We start from the raw sequence: 20,193 nt of genomic DNA, 5'->3' as shown, positions 1-20,193 counted from the left end.
TTAAATAAAATTGATAATGTGGTCGAGTTCAAAAATTTTGTAGTTTACACAAATAAAAATTTTGTGATATGAAATACATTTTGATTTTAATGATTCCTGTTTTGCTTGTCAATTGTACAACACCTTCTACTAATCCGATAGTAGTTACTGGTGAAGATGAGGCTATTCTACGTGAGTTTAAGACGGTACTATGGCCTAAGGCATATGCTGAACAAGATACAGCTCTGCTCAACAGCATGCTTCATGAAGAATTTGAGCTTGTAGATGATAATGGTGATAAGTATACAAAGGCAGATGAGTTGGAGTATATTTCAAATTATGGACCTACCTATGATGAATTTGATTTTGAAATTACCCGACTCGATATTTTTGAAAACGGCACTGCGGTGATATCAGGAACCGGGACTATGAAGGGTATAGATGGAGCAGAAGCTTATATAACAACTTATAAATCTAGCAATGTGGTTGTAAAAGTAGATGGACAGTGGAAAGCTATCAATAGCCACGTAAGTGGAGTGAAAGAAGAACGCTTTCCTATGGCTCCCGAAGGTGAATGAAAAGCCCTGACCTGGCAAGGTCAGGGCTAGCGAGCCCTTTTTAAGTGTATGAGAAGAACATTAAGGTGATAGGTGCGACATTCTTATCACTTAAATATGACTGAGCAATTTTAATCATTCATTTTACCATATTTATTGGAATTGACATCCAATGAACGAATGGTACGATTTTCAGGGTAAATGGTAGGTTTGGCTGAACGAACAAAAAAAGCCTGATCAAATTTGATCAGGCTTAAAAATTTTATCGAAAGATTTGCTTATCTCTTTGAGAGATCTAAGTAATCTCTTTCGTTTTGTCCTGTATAAACTTGTCTTGGCCGACCAATTGGCTCACCATTTTCTCGCATTTCTTTCCACTGTGCAATCCATCCAGGGAGTCTACCCAATGCGAACATGACTGTGAACATATCTGTTGGTATACCTAGTGCTCTGTAAATAATGCCGGAATAAAAATCGACATTCGGATAAAGCTTTCTTTCTACGAAATATTCATCTCGTAGTGCTTCCTCTTCAAGTCCTTTTGCGATATCTAAAATAGGATCGACTACTCCCAACTTCTCTAAAACGTCATCGGCAGCTTTCTTGATGATCTTAGCTCTTGGATCGAAATTCTTATAAACTCTATGGCCAAATCCCATCAATCGGAACGGATCATCTTTATCCTTGGCTTTAGCCATCCATTTTTTGGTGTCACCCCCATCTGCTTTGATGTTTTCAAGCATTTCAATAACAGCCTGATTAGCTCCACCGTGCAGTGGTCCCCAAAGTGCATTGATGCCGGCAGAGATAGAAGCCCAAAGACTGGCCTGACTAGACCCTACTATTCGTACGGTAGATGCTGAACAATTTTGCTCATGATCTGCATGAAGGATTAGTAGTTTATCCAAGGCATTTACCACAACTGGATCAACTTCGTATTCTTCAGCAGGTAGTGCAAACATCATGTTGAGGAAGTTGCCACAGTAATCCATCTTATTACTAGGGTAGATCACAGGATGTCCTACTTTTTTCTTGTAAGCCCAAGCAGCGAATGTTGGCATTTTAGCTAACAGACGAATAATCCCTAGTTCAGTTTCTTCTTTCGACCTGTTTGGATCAAGACTGCTAGGGTAGAAGGCCGTCTGAGCGGTAATTAAGGATGAAAGCACCCCCATCGGATGAGCTGCAGATGGAAAACCATCTAATATTTTTTTAATATCCTCGTTAACCAATGTGTGATTAGTGATATCTCCGGCAAATTTGTTGAAGGTTGCCTTATTAGGAAGTTCGCCATAAATCAGCAGATATGCGACTTCTAAAAAGGTGGAGTTATCAGCAAGCTGCTCAATAGGATAACCTCTGTATCGAAGTATTCCTTTTTCACCATCTAAGAAGGTGATTGCACTTTCACAAGAGCCTGTGTTCTTAAAACCTCTGTCAAGGGTAATAACACCGGATTGACCTCTAAATGAACTAATATCAATGGCTTTTTCCTGCTCAGTACCTTCTACTACAGGTAATTCATAGGTCTGTCCATCAATGATAATTTGGGCGGTTTTTGACATGTTACTTATTCTTATTTGCTGATTTTAAAATTTCCACGAAATTAACGATTTTAATCCAGATTTTGAAGTCTAGTTACCGTTCAAAATTAACGGGAGGCCACCGTCTGCTCCACCAATAACAATAACTTTTGAGTTAGGCGAGTTTGCAATATTCATGGTCGCTTCAATGCCTCTCATCTTTAATAACTCATCTGTTAAACTACTGTTTATAATTTTGTTGGCTGCCGCTTCTCCTTCTGCTGCAATTCTTTTTCTTTCTGCTTCACTTTTTTCCCGATCCAGCCTAAACTCATAAGCCAATGCTTCCTGCTCTTGTTTTAATTTATTTTCAATCGCTGTTTTGATCTGCTCAGGTAGCTTAATTGATCGAATAAGTAGACTTTTCATTTCCACTTCATTTCCGGGAGAACCAAGTACCATTCTTGTTTCTTCTTTAATTGCAGCTTCAACCTCAGGTCTTTTGGTCGAATAAATTTCTTCCGCCGTATACCTACCCATCACCTGACGAACGGTAGATCTCGCTTCTGGTATGACCAACCTTTGAATATAGTCTCCTCTGAAATTTTCCTGGATGGTTCCAATTGCATCATATTTTGGATGAAAACGAACAGTAACATCCACACTGATACTTAATCCATTTTTGTCAAGGACGTCCATGGTTTCTTCAATTTTACTTTCTGATACCTCATAAACATAAATGTCATTCCATGGTGCTTTTACATTCCAGCCAGGCCCGATAATATTATCTTTCTCAAGAGTACCACTCAAGGATCTGAAGAGTACTGCTCGCTCTGATGCTTCTATTCGATAGAAGATGCGATTGAAAGCGGATAAAAGCACGACAAATGCAATTATCCCGACGATTATAAATGGTAAGTATTTTCTGTTGTCCATATCTTTTAAGAATTATGCTTTTCTATTTTAGCTTAAAGGTAACACCATCGCTTAACCTCGGGTTCAGTCTTTTGATTTTAGTACCAGTTTATTTTCAGATTGTTTAATAAACTCATGATTCATGAGCATTTTTCTAAACTCACCATTGGCAAACATTTGGGCCTGATCATCATAATACGGACTAAAATAATTCCCAGATTGCCCGGTCGGCAAAATACTCCATGAGTTATTTCTGACATCTGAGAAATCCACTATTCTTCTGGTAGAAGGGCCAAAACGAATCGTTTGATTCTGGGACTCTTCATACGTATAGCCCATGTTGTTTAAGACTTCATTTCCTCCAGACACTGGAAAGTCGCCAACATTCAGGAAGCTTAAGACATCACCCAAAGCATGTTTATGAGTGAGTTGATGTGCATCACCCCATTTCCACTTGGTATAATCACCACCCCATTGGTTTGTCAAATCCTCGATGGTGGACTTAAAGGATTTTTGGATGATGTCGGTTCGAGATTCGGTTTCTTCCGTCTCAATATCATCCCACCACTTTGAGTTTGAGTTTTTAATAAGATGTTCAGCTGAGACTTTATAGGTGTGGGACCGCTTATACATTGGCCACATTTCATCACCGACTTCATCTTTCTGAGCGGCTTTTAAGATTTCGTTTAACCATTTCTGAAAAATTAGCGGTCTAAAATCATTCCTGTCAAACTTAGAATCCCACTGGATAAGTGCTCTGAGCAAATCACCATTTTCCGTGTCTTTGATTGCCTGAAGCATGATTCCCTTTGTAGCTTCATACATCATGGATTTGTCATCTAAAAGCATGGATTTCATGTCGTCTTCCGTCAAGTTTTGAGCTTCGTTCAGGATTTCTGTAATCCGCTCACCGCGATCATCGGGAAGGTAATATCCTGAATAGAGTACTCCATCAACCGTATCTGGCTGATTATTTGCACTATGTACATATCCCCATGGAGGATTTATGGCATGTGGATTTTTATTGAAGGAATAAGTACTGTCAGGGTCGTTTAACCCTGTAGAACCGTCATAAAAAGTTTTACTTGTTTGTTCATGTCTTCTCTTAATAAGTTTTCCTGTCGCCCACCATGCTACATTACCAGATGAATCTCCGTACATAATATTTAGGCCGGGTCCATGAATAGTTGCACATGCTTTTTCTAAGTCTTCCATACTTTCTGCCTTTATAAATCCGTAAATGGACTCAAGCATGTAGCTGGGGTGATTAGTTGTGACCCAATGCATGCTAACAATATCTTCAAGAGGCTCATCTTTCAAAATATCTGAAACGATTGGACCATGGATTGTAGATCTGACCGAAAATGAAACTGACTTTTCACCTTTTATTTCAATGATTTCCTCACGTGATTGAATGCTTTTCCATTCACCTTCGTGCATGTAAGTCATTGAATCTTCTGGATGAATTTCTTCCACGAAAAAGTCCATGTCATCATTTTCGAACATGGTAATTCCAGTTGCATGTTTCTCAGAATGCATGAGCAGGGGAAAAGGAGCTCCGGGAATATGATATCCATAGTATTCACTACCAGAAGAATTTAGATGAGATTCATACCATACGGATGGCTGTGCAAACCCAATATGGGGGTCATTTGCAAGAATAACTTTACCATTTTTGGTCATCTCTGGAGACAGTACCCAACTGTTACTCCCAATAAACTCAGATGTATTTAGCTTATCCATTATTGACATTGCCTTTTCACTTTGTAAACTATAGCGATCGTCAAATGATCTTAGCGTTGACTCATTTTTATAGTGATAGATATTCAAATCGTCTAGATAGACCGAGTCTAACTTCTGAGCCAGCTCAGTTAAAACCGGATCCGTGATGTGGGCATTTGAAAAGCTGAAAGCCATGTAAGTAAGCGTTTCAAAAACATTTTGAATTTCAAATGGCTCTACTTCTAATCCAAGAATGACATATTCCAATGGTTTAGGGTTATTATCGATGAATGAATTTACTCCATCAATATATGCTTGCACCAATGGCAGGCTTTCGTGATTTCTTTTAAGATAAATTTCGGCAGATTCTTTTGCATAGGTATTGAGTCCCATGGTTCTTAGAAACTTGTCGTTTTCGATCATGTCAGGACCAAAGAGTTCGGATAATTTTCCACCACCTACATGTCTTAAAAGATCCATTTGCCACAGGCGTTCCATCGCATGGATGTACCCTAAGGCACTGTAAGCATCTATTTCTGAGTTGGCGTAAACGTGTGGGATTCCATGATCCGTGAAATAAACTTCTACCTCACCTTTGAAGCCAGGAACATTGATTTCACCATTGTAGGAGGGAGTGAGACTGCTTTTGAGGTAGAAAAAGTAAGAGGCAATCGCGATTACTATTAATAATAGAAGCGCTCCAAGAATTTTGATGATTTTCATTCAAACGTATTTTAAAGCAAAATAAAAAAGCCGCCTCATTTTGAGGCGGCTTTTAGCTATTACTCTTCTTTTATTTCTTCATAGTCTTTGAAAGGAGAGGTGTCTAATTCCTCAACCTCAGACCTAAACTCTGGCCATTTTTCTGCATAATATCCGTTTACCATTTCCATGGCTTCAGCCAGGACTTCTTCGAACTTATCTATAAGCTTTTGTTCAGTAGGACCTGGTGCATGAAGTGCATTTGCTGTATATCTCCTCGCTGAGAAATACGAATTATTAACACTATTTGGCGTTCCACGAGTTATTCCCTGACGATCATCTTCTTCACCAAGGAAAACATCTAGCATGCTATTCAGCGTATCGATGGTTGTTTTGCATAGATCGATTTGATCTTTGTAGCCATCTTTATCCTTCTCCTTGAGATCTTTCTGAATGCCCTTGGCGATATCAATACTCTCTTTCAGACGATCTACTGCCTCAACACCCATTGCATACTTGGATTCCATCTCTTTCATTGCATTGTATTGAGCGTTAATTGCAGCATTGGACATTTCAATTCTTGGATCATATCGAACTTCTACATTAGTTGAGTCCTTCTGATCACCAAAAGTAAACCTCACCTTATATGTTCCTGGTAGTACGGTGACACCTCCCGGTTCTCTATTTCCTCTTCGATCTCTTCGACTCATAAAGTTCGACCCTTTTTCGTCCATGTACCAGAAAGTTCTATGCAGCCCGTTTTCTTTTGGTGCCTTAGACTTAAGAGTTCTGATCACCTCACCTCCTTTAGAGATTTCGATGATCAATGAGTCATATGATACTTTTTCTTCATTTTTTTCCTCTTCTTTTGGCTCATCGCTTTTTTTCTTCTTTTTCCCTTTCTTTTCCTCAACCATTTCTTCTTTCTTTTCCTCAGGTCTATTTATCGAATAGGAAAGCATTGCACCATATGGCCTGTTTTCACCGTTGAAAAGTGCGTCTCCTCCAAATCTTGACCCTTTCGGCTGCTGATTTGAAGCAACGTATGCGACAGGCGGAGAGTAGACTTTAAGTTTTTTATCTAAAGTGGACTTACCATTTTTAGCGATTTCGCGTAGTGGACGAATATCATCCATCACCCAAATAGCTCTACCAAACGTTCCAATGACAAGATCATGCTCTTCTGGGTGAATGACTAAGTCATACGCATTTGTTGTTGGGAAGCCTTCTGTCCATTTAGTCCAGTTACCTCCTCCGTCAATTGAAACATATAGCCCATCATCAGTACCTAAAAACATCAATCGGGATTCCTCCGGATCTTCGACAATGGATAACGCATAGCTTACTGCATCATTTCCATCTACAATTCTCTCCCACGTCTGTCCATAATCCTTTGTGCGATACGCATATGGCTCATAATTGAACCTACGGTAGTCATTAGCAACTAGTAATGCTTCACCTTCATTTTTGTTTGAAGCTTTTATTTGAGTGATCCAGGTACCACGAGGAAGTCCTGGTAAATTACCACCTACATTGCTCCAGCTGTCACCACCATTTTTCGAGATCTGCACATTTCCATCATCTGTTCCAACCCAAATCAAGTCTGAATTTATAGGTGAAGGTTCAATGACAATTACGGTACAGTAATTCTCTGCACCGGTTGCGTCCATTGTCAACCCGCCACTTTCTCCTTGCTTTTGCTTTTCAGGATCATTGGTTGTAAGGTCAGGGGAAATGATCTCCCAATTTTGTCCTCCATCAGTACTTTTGTGTACAAATTGACTTCCAAAGTACACTACCGATGGGTTTTGGGCATCTCTAGCCATACCCACGTTCCAGTTGAAACGTAATTCGACATCTCCATCGGGATACGTTGGTCTCACGGTTTCATTGTAGCCCGTCTTTCGATCATAAATGGAGGCAAAACCTTGTTGTGAGGTCGATATACCATACCTGCTATCAGTTGGATCTGGTAATACATCAAACCCATCTCCAAAGGAGATTTCCTGCCAGTAGTGATTTCGGATTCCCTGAGCTTTCCATACATAAGCCGGTCCGGCCCATGAGCCATTGTCTTGCATTCCGCCGTACACATTATAGGGAGTTTCATTGTCTACATTGATGTGATAGAACTGACCTACGGGCAGATTTTCAACAAACCTCCAGGTTTCACCCCTATCTCTAGTGATGTTTAACCCACCATCATTCCCGTCCATCATAAAGTTTGGATCTTTCGGATGGATGTACCATGCGTGGTGGTCTGGATGTACTCCATTATCTACTCCGTAAGCACCCATCAGCTGTGAGAATGACTTACCTCCATCAACAGAAACATTGACGTAGGTGAATATGCTATATACTCTATTTTCGTTTATCGGATCTACGTAGATCTCATGATAATAGAATGGTCTATTTCCTATATCGCTATTGTCATTGATTTTTCTCCACTTAAATCCGCCATCATCTGATCTGTATAGTGCATTTTTCTTTGATTCTATAAGTGCATACACAACATTTGGACGTGATGGAGCTATAGCTAGTCCGATTCTTCCAAGTTCACCTTTTGGCAGACCATCTTCATCTGTTCTTTGCTCCCAGGTTTCTCCACCATCATGTGTTACATATAAACCAGAGCCAGGGCCTCCTGATTTGAAGAACCAAGGATCACGTTTATGCTCCCACATTGCAGCGATAAGTTTATTTGGATTGCTTGGATCCATAATGAGTTCTGCAGCTCCTGATCGAATATTGGTAAAGAGAATCCGATCCCATGTTTTTCCTCCGTCCGTAGATTTATAGACACCCCTTTCTTCATGCTCTCCCCAGGGAGAACCAATTGCGCCTACATAAATAGTGTTCGGATCGTTTGGGTGAATTATGATTCTATGAATGTGTCTGGTCTTTTCAAGCCCCATTTTTTTCCAGGTCTTGCCACCATCCAGTGTGCGATAGATTCCATCACCTCCATTGAGTGAGTTTCTGGGGTTTCCTTCTCCAGTGCCAACCCATACTACTGAAGGGTTTGACTGTTGTATTGCTACTGCGCCAATAGATGCGGTAGTTTGGTCATTGAAGATTGGTTCCCAATCAATTCCACCACTGGTAGATTTCCAAATACCACCAGAGGCAGAGCCCACATACATGATATCAGGTTCATCCGTAACCACATCAATAGCTGTCACACGTCCGGACATACCAGCTGGACCAATACTTCTTGGTGCCATGTTTTTTAATGCTTCCATGTCTAGCTTCTGACCATAAGCCATTGTACCGACCATAATAAGCATAGTGAGTAATTTGTACTTCATATCTTTTAGGTTTCTGTTTAAGAGTGGTAGTAATTTAGAAATTAAGCCTGAGAGTAAAGAGTTGAATATTGATGAATGGTTGAATGGAAAGATGGATGTCCGAAACAAGCCTGTTATATCCTCGTTAATTAACTGATCGTGCGAATTCTTACCATCCTTATTTTTACCTGTCTTACGGTCTTTAGCTATGCGCAAGACCAACCGCAGGCGTATATCCTTAAAAGCATATATTTTGGAGGTGGAAGCTATTACATTGATGATTATCAACTTGAAGAACTGAAACAGCTTGTTGATTCAGTTGAAGATATCAGAGACTACACCATTACCATTCATAGTCATACGGATAACATTGGAGGAGCAGCTTACAACGAATGGCTTTCTGAAATGCGTGGAGATGCCGTTATTGAAAAACTGCTTTTTATGGATTTTAAATTCAATCAGATCGAAAAACGTGATTTTGGCCAGTTTAATCCGGTTTATGACAATAATACCTGGGAGGGAAGAAGGCGAAATCGACGAGTCGATATCATCTTCTGGCCAGTTGTTATGTAAGGATAATATCTATTTTTTGGGCGGATTTATCATGATGTGTGCACGGTGAGTTCCGGGATCCATGATCCATGGCGCACCGGGAGCCGGAGGGCTAAGCGGCATTCCAGTACTTTCCTCCGTCGCATAAGGAATGTAGATTACGTAACGGGTATACAGATTGTCGATCTCTCCTGTTTCTTCATTTGGCTCACCCGTTGTTACATAGAGTGTTGCTTTATCAGGCATTGAGAGTGTGCCTGCTTTTACCTCTTCCTCCCTTTTGTCAAAAATTTGTTTGAAATCTAACCCTTCGGCTTTTAACTCTCTACCCCTGGTCATGAAAGGCTCCAGGTTCTTATGATAGGCGGCTACACTAAAACCTTCTTTATTTGGATCATCCGCAATACATACAAAATCATTGGTCCCCTCACGTAAGGTTATCAGGTCAACATTTTGATCAAAACCCAAAACTTTTGCCGCTACTCTTTGATGCTCCGGAGCTGCTAAGACAGCAGTTTTTAACTGGTATTCTTTATTTGGAATTTCCTGCCCGGTGCAACTTAAAAGCAATAGAAATACAAGAGATAGAAAGGTTAGGTTTTTCATGATCATGAGATTTTGAATCTTGATAAAGTTAACAGTTTCCATAATTAATTCAATTATTTTGCAATCATGATAGAACAGTCACCAATGGAAAGATCTCTTGGTCAAATAAAACTTGTGCTGGCAATTTTTTTAGGAATTACAGTTCTCTATTTAATGCGTGAGTTGTCAAACCTATTTGTGCCTCTTTTTTTCGCATTATTCTTTGCTGTACTTTTTCAGCCATTAGTACATCTTTTTATGCGTTTTTTGCCTTTAAACGCAAGTATTGCCTTTACCACTTTGGTAACCATGATAATTTTCTTCTTTATAGGTTTTGGTTTATTCAATGTTGTGCAAGCACTGGCAGAAAATAGCGAAGTGATTTTGAATAGTATATCAACAGATTTAAGACCATTTCTAAATGATTACACATCATATGTTGGGATAACTTTTGAGAAAGGAGAGTTGAGAAATGGAGTAGCTGAATTACTTCAATCTGGTTCTTTTTGGTCTGCATCAGGCTCCTTTATTTCTAGTTTGAGTGGGATGTCAGCTTCACTTTTACTGACTATTTTGTATTTCGCTGGATTGTTAGGAGCTATTACGCAGTTTGATAAAACCATATCATACATTATTGGAGACTCAAAGAATAAAACAAAGACGCTCGCTACGTTCAACAGAATTAAGGATTCTATTAGCTCGTACATAAAGGTTAAGACTTTTGTGAGCTTAATTACCGGATTAGCGACGGGACTAATGTGTTGGTTTTTCGGAATTGAATACTCATTATTATGGGGATTTTTAGCATTTGTTCTAAACTACATTCCTTATGTAGGCTCACTCATTGCGATTGTTCCTCCTTTGGTACTAACGATTATTGATAGCAGTAGTGTTTCACAGGTACTTGTTGTATTTGTTTGCCTTGAAGGGATTCAATTGGTAATGGGAAATGTGATTGAGCCAAAGTGGATGGGGGATACGTTTTCCATTAATACTGTCTCAGTTCTATTTGGATTTGTATTCTGGGCATTTATGTGGGGAACAGCAGGTATGTTACTTGCGGTTCCACTTACATTTATGTGCAAGGTAGCATTAGAGAATATGAGCCAGGCACAGGTTTTCGTACGTTTAATGGACAAAAAAGGCTAAACCACCTTAATCAAGTAGTAGTTTTTCTTCCCTCGCTGAGCGAGTAAATACTTGTTTTGCAACAATTTAAAATCAAAAGCTTGGTCCGGTGCTGTTAGTTTTACTTTATTAATACTGACACCACCACCCTGGATCATTTTTCGCGCCTCACCCTTTGATTTAAAAATAACATTCTGAGTTGTCTCACTTAAGAATGTGGTAACATCGTTACTTTCAAGGTCAGATTTGTTTATTTCGGTCTGTGGGACCCCTTCAAATACCTGTAATAGTGTTTTTTCATCCAAACTTTCTAAATCCTCAGTAGTCGATTTCCCGAAAAGTATAGCACTGGCTTTAATGGCAATTTCCAAATCGCTTTTGGAGTGAACTCGTTCAGTCAGCTCTTCAGCAAGGTTTTTTTGTAGTAATCGTTGATGTGGAGCTTCCCTATGCTCGTCAATGAGGTTCTCAAGCTCCTCCTTTCCTTTAAGACTAAATATTTTAATGTATTTCTCAACATCTTCATCTGAAGAGTTGATCCAGTACTGATAAAATTTGTAAGGAGAGGTCTTCTCAGGATCTAACCAAATATTTCCTCCTTCAGATTTACCAAACTTTGAACCATCGGCCTTGGTAATGAGCGGGGTAGTCATGGCAAAAGCTTCTCCCTGAGCTTTACGTCTAATCAATTCGGTTCCTGTGACAATGTTTCCCCATTGATCTGAACCACCCAATTGAAGTTTTGCATTTTTATGTTTCCACAGATAATAGAAGTCATAGCCCTGCACAAGTTGATAAGAAAATTCAGTAAAAGATAGGCCAGATTCAAGTCTGGATTTCACTGAGTCTTTAGCCATCATATAATTGACTGTGATGTGTTTTCCAACATCTCTTATGAATTCCAGGAAATTAAATTCCTTAAACCAGTCATAGTTATTTACTACTTCTGCAGCATTTTCACCTTCAAACGAAATGAAGCTTTCAAGTTGCTTTTTGACACATGAAAGATTGTGGTTGAGTGTTTCTTCGTCTAGCAGGTTTCTCTCAGAAGACTTCCCGGAAGGATCGCCAACCATGCCTGTTGCACCGCCTACTAGAGCTATTGGTTTGTGCCCGCATTTTTGGAAGTGGACAAGTGTCATGATTTGAACCATGTTTCCGATGTGAAGAGAGTCAGCAGTAGGATCAAATCCTATATACGCAGCAGTCATCCCTTTATTCAGTTCTTCCTGCGTACCCGGCATGATGTCGTGCACCATTCCTCTCCATTTTAACTCTTCTACAAAATCCTTCATATTGATAATTTAAATAGGCGGCAAAAATAGGAGTGTTGTTGAATAGCATCAACTAATCGAGGGTGTTTGTGTATGACAACTCGGATTAATTTAAAGTTGTCAAAAATTTAAGAGGTAGCGAGATTGATTATGACTATATATTTGTCTTTTGTCAATTAAGAAGCAAAACATAACAAAATGCGAATTGCAGTTTTATCACGAAATCCAAACCTATACTCAACGAAGAGGCTCATAGAGGCTGGCGAGCAAAAAGGTCATGAGATGCTTGTAATAGACCATACCAGGTGCAATATTGAAATAGAGAAAAAGAAGCCCAAGATTTATTATAAGGGAGAACAAATTAAAGATGTTCATGCTATCATACCACGTATAGGTGCTTCCGTAACGTTTTTCGGAACAGCCGTGGTGAGGCAGTTTGAAATGATGAACGTGTTTTCGACAACTGAATCAGTAGCTTTAGTACGATCGCGTGATAAACTTAGAAGCCTTCAAATCTTATCAAGAGCAGGATTAGGTCTTCCTAAAACGGTTTTCACTAACTATTCAAAAGATGTTGAAACTCCTATAAAGGCGGTTGGGGGAGCTCCTTGTGTTATAAAACTGCTGGAAGGAACTCAGGGGTTAGGTGTAGTTCTGGCAGAGACTCAAAAAGCTGCAGAATCAGTTCTCGAAGCATTTAATGGATTACAAGCTAGGGTCATCGTTCAAGAATTTATAAAAGAAGCTGGGGGAGCTGATATTCGTGTTTTTGTAATCGGAGACAGAGTGGTTGGTGCCATGAAACGTCAAGGTAAAGAAGGGGAGTTTAGATCAAATCTACATCGTGGTGGATCCGCAGAAATAATCGAATTGTCAGACGCGGAAGAAAGAGCTGCGTTGAAAGCAGCAAAAGCCATGGGACTGGGTGTTGCTGGTGTTGATATGCTTCAAGCATCCAGAGGTCCGTTGATACTAGAAGTCAACTCTTCACCAGGTCTTGAGGGCATAGAAGCTGCAACTGAAAAAAATATAGCAGGTGAGATCATAAAATATATCGAACGTAATGCAGATTACGAAGATTGATTAACTAGCTGACTTTCAAAATCTTATATATTGGTGTGTATGGTCTGATGTGATGATTTTAATTATTATAAAAATTTAATAATCAATAAGTTATACCCTTTTACTTTGATTAAAAATTAAAGATTTTTAAATTTCTGCCTAATTCAGTAAATTGATACTTATGCGGGCAATCTGGAAAGGACATATTCGATTCTCTATGGTAACAATCCCAATACGGATTTACAACGCCATTGACACAGCACAAAAAGTGCAATTCAACCTACTCTCCAAGGAAACGAATAATCCTGTTAAATATGAGAAACGCGACAAGGTAACCGGAGATGTACTAAGGCAAGAAGATATCGTCAAGGGGTATCAGTATGAGCCGGGACAGTTTGTGATCATCGAGCCGGATGATTTTGAAAAGGTAAAACTTAAGAGTACAAAGGTTATAGAACTGGAGGGATTCGTAGACGCCAAAGAAGTTCATGAAACGCTATATGATGCGCCATATTTTGCTGGTCCTGATGGAGATGTTGCCAGTAAGACTTATGCACTCTTAAGTCAGGCATTGAGAGAATCTGGAAAAGTAGGGGTAGGAAAGGTAGTTCTACGAGATCGGGAAAGTGTTGTTTTGCTAACTCCACACGATCGAGGGATCATGATCTATAAGCTTCGATACCCAAATGAAGTTCGAAGTATCAAAGATGTTCCAAACGTGCGAATAGAAGAAGACGCAGATGAGGAGCAATTGAAGCTTGCTAATATGCTCATCAAATCTATGACAAAAAAATTCAAGAAGATTGAATTGGAAGATAAATACAATGAAGCGCTTCGAGACATGATCGACAATAAGATCAAAGGAAATGAGGTGGTTTCATATGTAGAAGAAGAACCGGAAGTGGTTGACATCATGACTGCACTTAAGGCCAGTATAGATCAGGCAAAAGAGTCTAAGAAACCTATGAAAAAGGCTGACAAGAAAGATAAATCTGAAGAAAAAGAAGTAAAAAGAAAAGCTAGCTGATAATGACTAAGGTCGTTCAATTTCCGGTAAATCCTCCCCAAAAACTTGGACCTAAAAAGGTCAGGAGGAGGAAACAACCTAACCTGGAAGATTATGGCCAGCTGAATATCTTTGATCAATTGCCTGAAACACCAATTGTTTCTTTACCAAAGGCGGGTTCATTTTTTGAAGAAGCATTAGTACTCGATGAGCAGGGAAAGGCCGAGGCAGAGAAATTCTATTTACTTTCGATTGAAAATGAACAGTCTGTGGAAGATGCATACTGCAACCTTGGAATACTTAAATCAAGTCAGGGAGATTTGAGTAAAGCAATCGATTATTTGACACAATGCCTGAAAAAGAACCCACGGCATTTTGAAGCACATTATAATTTAGGAAATGTATATTCTGATTTGGGAAATTTAGCCCTTGCAAAAGTGCACTATGAACTCTCAGCTCAGATTGAACCGGAATATCCAAATAGTTACTATAATCTTGGACTGGTCCTTATTTCATGGAAAAAGTACCAGGAAGCCATCCAAAGTATTAATAAATTCGTTGAATTAGCTCCTAGTTCTGAGCATCAAGTAGCAAATGAACTAATCAAGACCTTAAACGCCATAGCCAAATGACAAAAGATAAACACCCTGTACTCAGTGAACATTTTGATCGCTTGAAGGAGTTGATGCCAGATGTATATGCCAAGCATTTTCGTGAAGAACGTGAGACTAAGAATCAGAAATTATTTCGAATGTTAAAACATTCCTTAGGGGTAATCGAGGCTGTTTATCTTCAAAACAGGGATAACTTTTCTATATCGAAAGCTGAAGAATACAGTAAGATTATTGAGGAGTTAAAAGAGATTGGTTACAGCTACTCAGGTCAACAAGAGTTGCTAAATCTTGCTGCTAATTTCATGATTATGAAAGCGAAAAAGCCCATGGTCAAGGCAAAAGGCAAATCACAGGAAAATGAAGGTCGTCAGGCGATGTGATTTTTTTGTGACAGAAATACACCCGCAATTTTTCTTCGTAAATAGCTGAAAAATGTAATGTTTATCAGCATAATCATTCCCACCCTGAACGAAGAAGGCCATATTGGTCGATTGTTGCATTTCTTGAGTACTCATCCTCAAAAGCATGACTATGAGATTATTGTAGTTGATGGGGGTAGTAAAGATAAAACAACCTCAATCGTTAGAGAATTTGGCTTGGAACCTGAAAGTACCAATATGGCCTCTCGAGCGCATCAAATGAATGTAGGGGCTATTCAATCTAAAGGGAAGGTGCTGTATTTTGTGCATGCAGACACGCAACCCGCTGAAAGTTTTGTAGCTGACATCAGATCTGCCATTGAAAATGGAGTTGAGAGTGGATGTTATCGTTTTAAGTTTGACAATCCCCAAAATCCATTGCTGCATGTAAATGGTTTTTTCACCAGATTTCCCTTTAAATGGTGTAGAGGAGGGGATCAAACTCTTTTTATTCAAAAGGACACTTTTGACATGCTTGGAGGCTTTGATGAAAAGTATGTAATCATGGAAGATTATGATATACTCGACAGAATAGAGAGGGAAGGTATTTCTTTTTCTGTTTTGCCAAAAAGTGTAAAGGTCTCTGCAAGGAAGTATCACCAAAATTCCTATTTAAAAGTGCAAATAACCAACTTTAAGGCTATGAAAATGTACCGACAAGGAGCAGATCCAGTCCGAATAAAAAATTATTATACCAATGCCTTGAATTAACTCATCAGCTAGTGCTTTAGGTACTATCTTTAAATAACCTAACGAAAATCATGAGTGACATTCCTGAAAATCAGATAGAGAGCTGGCTGAAAAAGCTGGAGCGTGAAAGCTGGCAATTAGAGTTGTTGGTATCCGCTTTTACCATTTTTCTTCTGATAGGTGCTAACTCGGCCTATAAGGAGTTTTTGCATAGCTTAAGTTATGAGTACAATATGGGAACGCCGGCATTTGGCATTGCAGGGTTGTTTCTAATGATTATCAAAAACTCCATTCAAGCTCTGACCATTGCACTCATTATTCATCTGATGTTACGAGGTTTTTGGATAGGAACAATAGGTCTTAGGTCAGTTCAGCCTACAGTAGACTTTGAAAAACTTAAGTACAATAAGTTTTTTACTGAAAAATTGAAAAAGAATGGAGTGATCAGCCTGGATAAAATGGTTGTTCAACTGGACGAAATCTGCAGTGTCATTTTTGCTTTCTCCTTTTTGATTATCTCTGTATTAATTGCTTTTGCAATGTATTTAATGGGCCTTGGTCTCATTGGAGTTGTTCTTTCCTGGTTTATTAACGTTAGCTCTGGAACCATAGCCACCATATTTATCGTGCTATCCGTGATTGTAGCGCTGGTCTATATAATTATGGGGCTGATTTATATGCTGGATTATTTGACGTTGGGGTTCTTCAAAAAGATCAGTTGGTTTTCAAAAATCTACTATCCTTTTTATAGGCTGTTTAATTTCATAACGCTTTCCAGACTGAGTAAGAGCATATATTATTATTTGATTAGCAAGTTTTCAAAGAATAGAATCAGGATTGTATTTACCGTACTGGGATGCATTGTATTATTTATGTTTTTATTTGAGTATGATCAAAATCGCTATTTCCCGGAAGCGGAAAATACCCTGACTATTAGTGCTGATATGTACGATGATGTTAGGTCGGCAGATGACTACATAGAGACCATAAGTATCCCATCTCAATTTATAGATAAACCTTTTTTTCCGTTATTCCTTCGCTATAATCCTGGTGACAATTCAATCATTCAAGGGAATTGCATGGACTTTGAACCATTAAAAGAGGATGGACTCAATTCGACGATGGGAATAAAAACAGGCAAAGGAGGGTTCCACATAACAAGTAAGGATTATTCGGTCGAGGATTTTGAGCAGCTACTTGCATGCCAGTCCTCTATCTACCAGATTATGGTAAATGATTCTATTTACGAAAACCTCACGTTTCGATTTTATGCACATCCACATAAGGATCAAAAGGGATTGTTGACTGTAATTCCAACAGAAGGATTTAAATCGGGAGAAAATGTGCTGGAAATTAAGAAGGTACACCTTGATTCACTTGGAGATGCTAAAATCAATAAATATGTGACAGTCCCTTTTTGGTTTAAGCCTAGCTAACCAGATTTTTAATCCATGTTGCAGATTTGATTGCGAGTAGATCAAGGATTTCGTCTGTTGTTTTCCCACTCCTTTTTGGGACATTAAATGAATGATCACCTTCTTCAATGATTTCAAGTTGAGCATCTGTTAACTCGCTTGTAACTTCTTTCATCAATTCCAAGTTGGCAAGCTTGTCTTTTGTTCCCTGAATAAACATTTGGGGAACTTTAATATGAGTAAGGTGGGAAGCTCGATCGGTTGAATCCCTACCAGGCGCATGTAAGGGAAAACCGTAATAAATGATTCCCTTTACTTCTTCAATGGAGTTTTCAGCAATGAGGTGAGATGCCATTCTACCTCCGTAGCTCTTTCCAGACAAAAATAGGGGTAATGATGGGTAAATACCTGCGACATGATTTAGGACCATGCTCCATGTTTCAATGTTAGCTTTAGGAGAGCCAGGGGATTTGCGACCTTGCTCCATATACGGGAAATTAAACCGAATAGTAGAGATACCTTCGTTTACTATTCGAACTGCCAGATTACTCATGAATGGGTGATGCATACCTGCTCCGGCACCATGTGCAATGATTAGTACGGCCTCTGGTTCTGACGCCTGATCTATTTCAAATGTGATTTTCCCAAGTTTGTCATTTAAGAATAGCTCCATGCCGTAAATTTACGGGGAGCAGAAATAATAAGAGTATTTAAATGGAATTGACTGTTTTAGGGTGTGGTGATGCTTTCGGTAACGGTGGGAGAAACAACACCTCTTTTTTACTATCCGCTAGTGGGGAGCATGTATTGCTTGATTGTGGTGCGAGTACTTTGATCCGTCTAAAACATGAAGGAATTAATCTAGAAGATATTTCTACGATTATAATCACCCATTTTCATGGCGATCATTTCGGAGGTATTCCATTCTTTTTGATCAGTAGCATGTTTGAACATCCAAGAAAAAAACCGCTCACAATCATAGGACCTAAAGGAGTGAATAAAAAGGTATATGACCTACAGGAAGCCATGTATCCAGGTACAGCTGAAGCTACCATGGAATTAGCAATTAGTTATTTAGAATATGAGGAGGGTATTCCATTGATAATCGGGAATAAAACGATTGTGGCGTGGGAGGTTGACCACAGTATTCCGTCCATCCCCCATGGGGTAAGACTGGAGTGGCAAGGAAAGAAAATAGCATTCTCGGGTGATACTTCATGGACAGATAACTTGATTCCCTTGTCAAAGGAGACCGATTTATTTATTTGTGAATGCAATTTCCTTGATAAAGTAAGTTTTGGACACCTCAGCTATACCGAACTACTAGATACCTTTAATAAATTTGAAACTAAACAACTCTGGCTTACACATATGGCAGATGAAGTAATCGATGCTGATCATTTTATTCTAAATAGACTGTCAGACGGTCAAAAACTGAAGATCTAAATTGAGGAACAATAGAATTTGGTTTATTCCGGCTATCACTGTTACATTAGGTATTTTCCTACTGTCTACTTTTCTGGCTTTTCCGATGCAAGTAGAGGGAGTGGGCTATTTGGATAAAATAGAGCATTGTTTTGCGTATGCAGTACTCGTAATTAGTTTTTTGCTTGCTTTTAAAAAGGCAGAAGGACTTACAAAACGTAAAATTTACTTACTTATATTCTGGGCTTCTATTTATGGTTTTTCGCTTGAGCTCGTTCAATTTGTATTCCTTTCGTATCGCTTTTTTGAATGGAAAGATGCCCTCGCTAACCTGCTTGGTATCTTTAGTGGTCTAGCAATATTTAAATTGTTCGATCGTGGCTAAACAAAAACTATATTATGTTATTCATAAGCCGTTTAAAGTGCTTAGCCAGTTTTCTAATGAAGCCAATAATATAGGGCTGGGTGAAATTTATGCAGGGCTACCCAAAGATGTATATCCAGTAGGTCGACTTGACCTGGATAGTGAAGGTTTGCTCATTTTAACCAATGACAAATCATTAAATAATAGACTATTAAATCCTAAACATCATCACAAAAGAATCTATTGGGTGGAGGTGGATGGCCAGCCGGACCCAAAAGGGCTAAAGCAATTGGAGTCTGGTGTTGATATTAACATAAATGGGAAAACGCATTTTACTAAGAAAGCGAAAGTCAAGGTTATCGCTCCGGATGTTGAAGAGCGAAATCCACCGGTGAATTATAAAAAGCATCCGGTTAGGTCCTGGCTACAAATCGAATTAACGGAAGGAAAAAATAGGCAGGTCAGGAGAATGACCGCTAAGGTTGGACATCCAACTCTTCGGCTTATTCGTGTGGCAATTGAAGATCTATCACTCGAACCTTTAAAGTCCGGTGAAATCACACAGATCAGCGAAAAAGTGATTTACAAAAAATTAAACCTTCTTTAGCTTCCAGTCCAAAGAGTATTTACCACTACCTAATAGGAAAATTGCTGCGAATCCAAAGAAGTATAGCAGTGGAAATTCTTTCTTGCCCCAAGGGTCATCTGCATGCACTACCAATGCCGCAACAAGCATGGTAAGCCCGGGAAGTATCGCACTTAGTCGAGTCTTAAATCCCACAATAAGAAATATTGGAAATACAAACTCACCAAGCACGGCAGCAATTAATGTTGGAGTTTCGCCGAGACCAACTGGATCAGCAAAGGAGTAGTCACCGGACAGCAATCTATTTAGTTTTCCCCATCCGTGGGTGAGCATCATTCCACCAAAACTTAATCTAAGTATCAATGAAGCGAGATTTGTATATACCATG

Annotated in this window: 20 protein-coding genes; 12 read left to right on the top strand and 8 right to left on the bottom strand. The window is 39.1% G+C overall.

Annotated features, from left to right (window positions below):
- The first annotated feature begins 68 nt into the window (after positions 1–68).
- On the top strand, positions 69–557 hold the full coding sequence (locus ACO05G_RS08295) for a nuclear transport factor 2 family protein (RefSeq protein ID WP_421765536.1): 489 nt from the start codon (positions 69–71) through the stop codon (positions 555–557).
- 257 nt (positions 558–814) lie between these two features.
- Here ACO05G_RS08295 and ACO05G_RS08290 read toward each other — a convergent pair whose 3' ends face one another.
- From ACO05G_RS08290 to ACO05G_RS08275, 4 genes are all read right to left on the bottom strand, one after another.
- Entirely contained in the window at positions 815–2,101 is a 1,287-nt protein-coding gene (locus ACO05G_RS08290; protein WP_421765535.1) for a citrate synthase, read from the bottom strand.
- Between the two features lie 69 nt (positions 2,102–2,170).
- Complete coding sequence (locus tag ACO05G_RS08285; RefSeq protein ID WP_348282190.1) at positions 2,171–2,995, bottom strand: prohibitin family protein; 825 nt, start codon at positions 2,993–2,995, stop codon at positions 2,171–2,173.
- 63 nt (positions 2,996–3,058) lie between these two features.
- The gene (locus tag ACO05G_RS08280; protein WP_421765534.1) at positions 3,059–5,419 is read right to left on the bottom strand and encodes a penicillin acylase family protein; all 2,361 of its coding nucleotides are present in this window, start codon (positions 5,417–5,419) and stop codon (positions 3,059–3,061) included.
- Positions 5,420–5,478: 59 nt separating this feature from the next.
- Positions 5,479–8,706 (bottom strand): WD40/YVTN/BNR-like repeat-containing protein, encoded by a 3,228-nt coding sequence (locus ACO05G_RS08275; protein WP_421765533.1) that lies wholly within the window; start codon positions 8,704–8,706, stop codon positions 5,479–5,481.
- Between the two features lie 138 nt (positions 8,707–8,844).
- Here ACO05G_RS08275 and ACO05G_RS08270 point away from each other — a divergent pair, with 138 nt between their 5' ends.
- Complete coding sequence (locus tag ACO05G_RS08270; protein ID WP_421765532.1) at positions 8,845–9,258, top strand: OmpA family protein; 414 nt, start codon at positions 8,845–8,847, stop codon at positions 9,256–9,258.
- Positions 9,259–9,267: 9 nt separating this feature from the next.
- Here the strand turns inward: ACO05G_RS08270 and ACO05G_RS08265 are convergent, their stop codons facing one another.
- Positions 9,268–9,843: a hypothetical protein gene (locus ACO05G_RS08265; RefSeq protein WP_421765531.1), complete on the bottom strand. Its 576-nt coding sequence runs from the start codon at positions 9,841–9,843 to the stop codon at positions 9,268–9,270.
- A gap of 84 nt (positions 9,844–9,927) precedes the next feature.
- Here ACO05G_RS08265 and ACO05G_RS08260 point away from each other — a divergent pair, with 84 nt between their 5' ends.
- The gene (locus tag ACO05G_RS08260; RefSeq protein ID WP_421765530.1) at positions 9,928–10,971 is read left to right on the top strand and encodes an AI-2E family transporter; all 1,044 of its coding nucleotides are present in this window, start codon (positions 9,928–9,930) and stop codon (positions 10,969–10,971) included.
- Here the strand turns inward: ACO05G_RS08260 and tyrS are convergent.
- Entirely contained in the window at positions 10,968–12,245 is a 1,278-nt protein-coding gene (gene tyrS, locus ACO05G_RS08255; RefSeq protein WP_421765529.1) for a tyrosine--tRNA ligase, read from the bottom strand. The two genes, ACO05G_RS08260 and tyrS, sit on opposite strands and share 4 nt — an antisense overlap.
- 177 nt (positions 12,246–12,422) lie before the next feature.
- On the opposite strand from tyrS, the gene rimK reads away from it, so the two are divergent.
- From rimK to ACO05G_RS08225, 6 genes are all read left to right on the top strand, one after another.
- Positions 12,423–13,307 (top strand): 30S ribosomal protein S6--L-glutamate ligase, encoded by an 885-nt coding sequence (gene rimK, locus ACO05G_RS08250; RefSeq protein WP_348282197.1) that lies wholly within the window; start codon positions 12,423–12,425, stop codon positions 13,305–13,307.
- 160 nt (positions 13,308–13,467) lie between these two features.
- On the top strand, positions 13,468–14,313 hold the full coding sequence (locus tag ACO05G_RS08245) for a Ku protein (RefSeq protein WP_421765528.1): 846 nt from the start codon (positions 13,468–13,470) through the stop codon (positions 14,311–14,313).
- Positions 14,314–14,315: 2 nt separating this feature from the next.
- A complete protein-coding gene (locus ACO05G_RS08240; RefSeq protein ID WP_421765527.1) occupies positions 14,316–14,924 on the top strand; it encodes a tetratricopeptide repeat protein in 609 nt (202 codons plus the stop codon).
- Entirely contained in the window at positions 14,921–15,286 is a 366-nt protein-coding gene (locus tag ACO05G_RS08235; RefSeq protein ID WP_348282200.1) for a hypothetical protein, read from the top strand. Before ACO05G_RS08240 ends, ACO05G_RS08235 begins: the two co-directional genes overlap by 4 nt.
- A 57-nt stretch (positions 15,287–15,343) precedes the next feature.
- Positions 15,344–16,036: a TIGR04283 family arsenosugar biosynthesis glycosyltransferase gene (locus tag ACO05G_RS08230; protein ID WP_421765526.1), complete on the top strand. Its 693-nt coding sequence runs from the start codon at positions 15,344–15,346 to the stop codon at positions 16,034–16,036.
- A 50-nt stretch (positions 16,037–16,086) separates the two neighbouring features.
- On the top strand, positions 16,087–17,451 hold the full coding sequence (locus ACO05G_RS08225) for a hypothetical protein (RefSeq protein WP_421765525.1): 1,365 nt from the start codon (positions 16,087–16,089) through the stop codon (positions 17,449–17,451).
- Here the strand turns inward: ACO05G_RS08225 and ACO05G_RS08220 are convergent.
- The gene (locus tag ACO05G_RS08220; protein ID WP_421765524.1) at positions 17,444–18,103 is read right to left on the bottom strand and encodes an alpha/beta family hydrolase; all 660 of its coding nucleotides are present in this window, start codon (positions 18,101–18,103) and stop codon (positions 17,444–17,446) included. The genes ACO05G_RS08225 and ACO05G_RS08220 overlap by 8 nt on opposite strands.
- Positions 18,104–18,144: 41 nt before the next feature.
- Between ACO05G_RS08220 and ACO05G_RS08215 the strand changes: the two genes are divergently transcribed.
- From ACO05G_RS08215 to ACO05G_RS08205, 3 genes are all read left to right on the top strand, one after another.
- Positions 18,145–18,876, top strand: a complete 732-nt coding sequence (locus ACO05G_RS08215) for an MBL fold metallo-hydrolase (RefSeq protein ID WP_421765523.1) — start codon at positions 18,145–18,147, stop codon at positions 18,874–18,876.
- A gap of 85 nt (positions 18,877–18,961) precedes the next feature.
- Entirely contained in the window at positions 18,962–19,240 is a 279-nt protein-coding gene (locus tag ACO05G_RS08210) for a VanZ family protein (protein ID WP_421765522.1), read from the top strand.
- Positions 19,233–19,826: a pseudouridine synthase gene (locus tag ACO05G_RS08205; protein ID WP_421765521.1), complete on the top strand. Its 594-nt coding sequence runs from the start codon at positions 19,233–19,235 to the stop codon at positions 19,824–19,826. The genes ACO05G_RS08210 and ACO05G_RS08205 overlap by 8 nt, the downstream gene beginning before the upstream one ends.
- Here the strand turns inward: ACO05G_RS08205 and ACO05G_RS08200 are convergent.
- Complete coding sequence (locus ACO05G_RS08200; RefSeq protein ID WP_421765520.1) at positions 19,812–20,192, bottom strand: DoxX family protein; 381 nt, start codon at positions 20,190–20,192, stop codon at positions 19,812–19,814. The two genes, ACO05G_RS08205 and ACO05G_RS08200, sit on opposite strands and share 15 nt — an antisense overlap.
- Between the last annotated feature and the right edge of the window lies 1 nt (position 20,193).

The organism is Ekhidna sp., from assembly GCF_965227465.1.
Taxonomy (GTDB): domain Bacteria; phylum Bacteroidota; class Bacteroidia; order Cytophagales; family Cyclobacteriaceae; genus Ekhidna.
Note: the sequence above shows the minus strand (reverse complement) of the source record. Positions and strands in the feature narration are given on the sequence as shown.

What these genes read in the sequence shown, in the direction of transcription:
- ACO05G_RS08225 (WP_421765525.1), top strand. Translation starts at nt 16,087, where the DNA reads ATGAGTGACATTCCTGAAAATCAGATAGAGAGCTGGCTGAAAAAGCTG.
- tyrS (WP_421765529.1), bottom strand. Translation starts at nt 12,245, where the DNA reads ATGAAGGATTTTGTAGAAGAGTTAAAATGGAGAGGAATGGTGCACGAC.
- ACO05G_RS08240 (WP_421765527.1), top strand. Translation starts at nt 14,316, where the DNA reads ATGACTAAGGTCGTTCAATTTCCGGTAAATCCTCCCCAAAAACTTGGA.
- ACO05G_RS08215 (WP_421765523.1), top strand. Translation starts at nt 18,145, where the DNA reads ATGGAATTGACTGTTTTAGGGTGTGGTGATGCTTTCGGTAACGGTGGG.
- ACO05G_RS08200 (WP_421765520.1), bottom strand. Translation starts at nt 20,192, where the DNA reads ATGGTATATACAAATCTCGCTTCATTGATACTTAGATTAAGTTTTGGT.
- ACO05G_RS08235 (WP_348282200.1), top strand. Translation starts at nt 14,921, where the DNA reads ATGACAAAAGATAAACACCCTGTACTCAGTGAACATTTTGATCGCTTG.
- ACO05G_RS08285 (WP_348282190.1), bottom strand. Translation starts at nt 2,995, where the DNA reads ATGGACAACAGAAAATACTTACCATTTATAATCGTCGGGATAATTGCA.
- ACO05G_RS08220 (WP_421765524.1), bottom strand. Translation starts at nt 18,103, where the DNA reads ATGGAGCTATTCTTAAATGACAAACTTGGGAAAATCACATTTGAAATA.
- ACO05G_RS08295 (WP_421765536.1), top strand. Translation starts at nt 69, where the DNA reads ATGAAATACATTTTGATTTTAATGATTCCTGTTTTGCTTGTCAATTGT.
- ACO05G_RS08210 (WP_421765522.1), top strand. Translation starts at nt 18,962, where the DNA reads ATGCAAGTAGAGGGAGTGGGCTATTTGGATAAAATAGAGCATTGTTTT.
- ACO05G_RS08230 (WP_421765526.1), top strand. Translation starts at nt 15,344, where the DNA reads ATGTTTATCAGCATAATCATTCCCACCCTGAACGAAGAAGGCCATATT.
- ACO05G_RS08265 (WP_421765531.1), bottom strand. Translation starts at nt 9,843, where the DNA reads ATGAAAAACCTAACCTTTCTATCTCTTGTATTTCTATTGCTTTTAAGT.
- ACO05G_RS08260 (WP_421765530.1), top strand. Translation starts at nt 9,928, where the DNA reads ATGGAAAGATCTCTTGGTCAAATAAAACTTGTGCTGGCAATTTTTTTA.
- ACO05G_RS08245 (WP_421765528.1), top strand. Translation starts at nt 13,468, where the DNA reads ATGCGGGCAATCTGGAAAGGACATATTCGATTCTCTATGGTAACAATC.
- rimK (WP_348282197.1), top strand. Translation starts at nt 12,423, where the DNA reads ATGCGAATTGCAGTTTTATCACGAAATCCAAACCTATACTCAACGAAG.
- ACO05G_RS08275 (WP_421765533.1), bottom strand. Translation starts at nt 8,706, where the DNA reads ATGAAGTACAAATTACTCACTATGCTTATTATGGTCGGTACAATGGCT.
- ACO05G_RS08280 (WP_421765534.1), bottom strand. Translation starts at nt 5,419, where the DNA reads ATGAAAATCATCAAAATTCTTGGAGCGCTTCTATTATTAATAGTAATC.
- ACO05G_RS08290 (WP_421765535.1), bottom strand. Translation starts at nt 2,101, where the DNA reads ATGTCAAAAACCGCCCAAATTATCATTGATGGACAGACCTATGAATTA.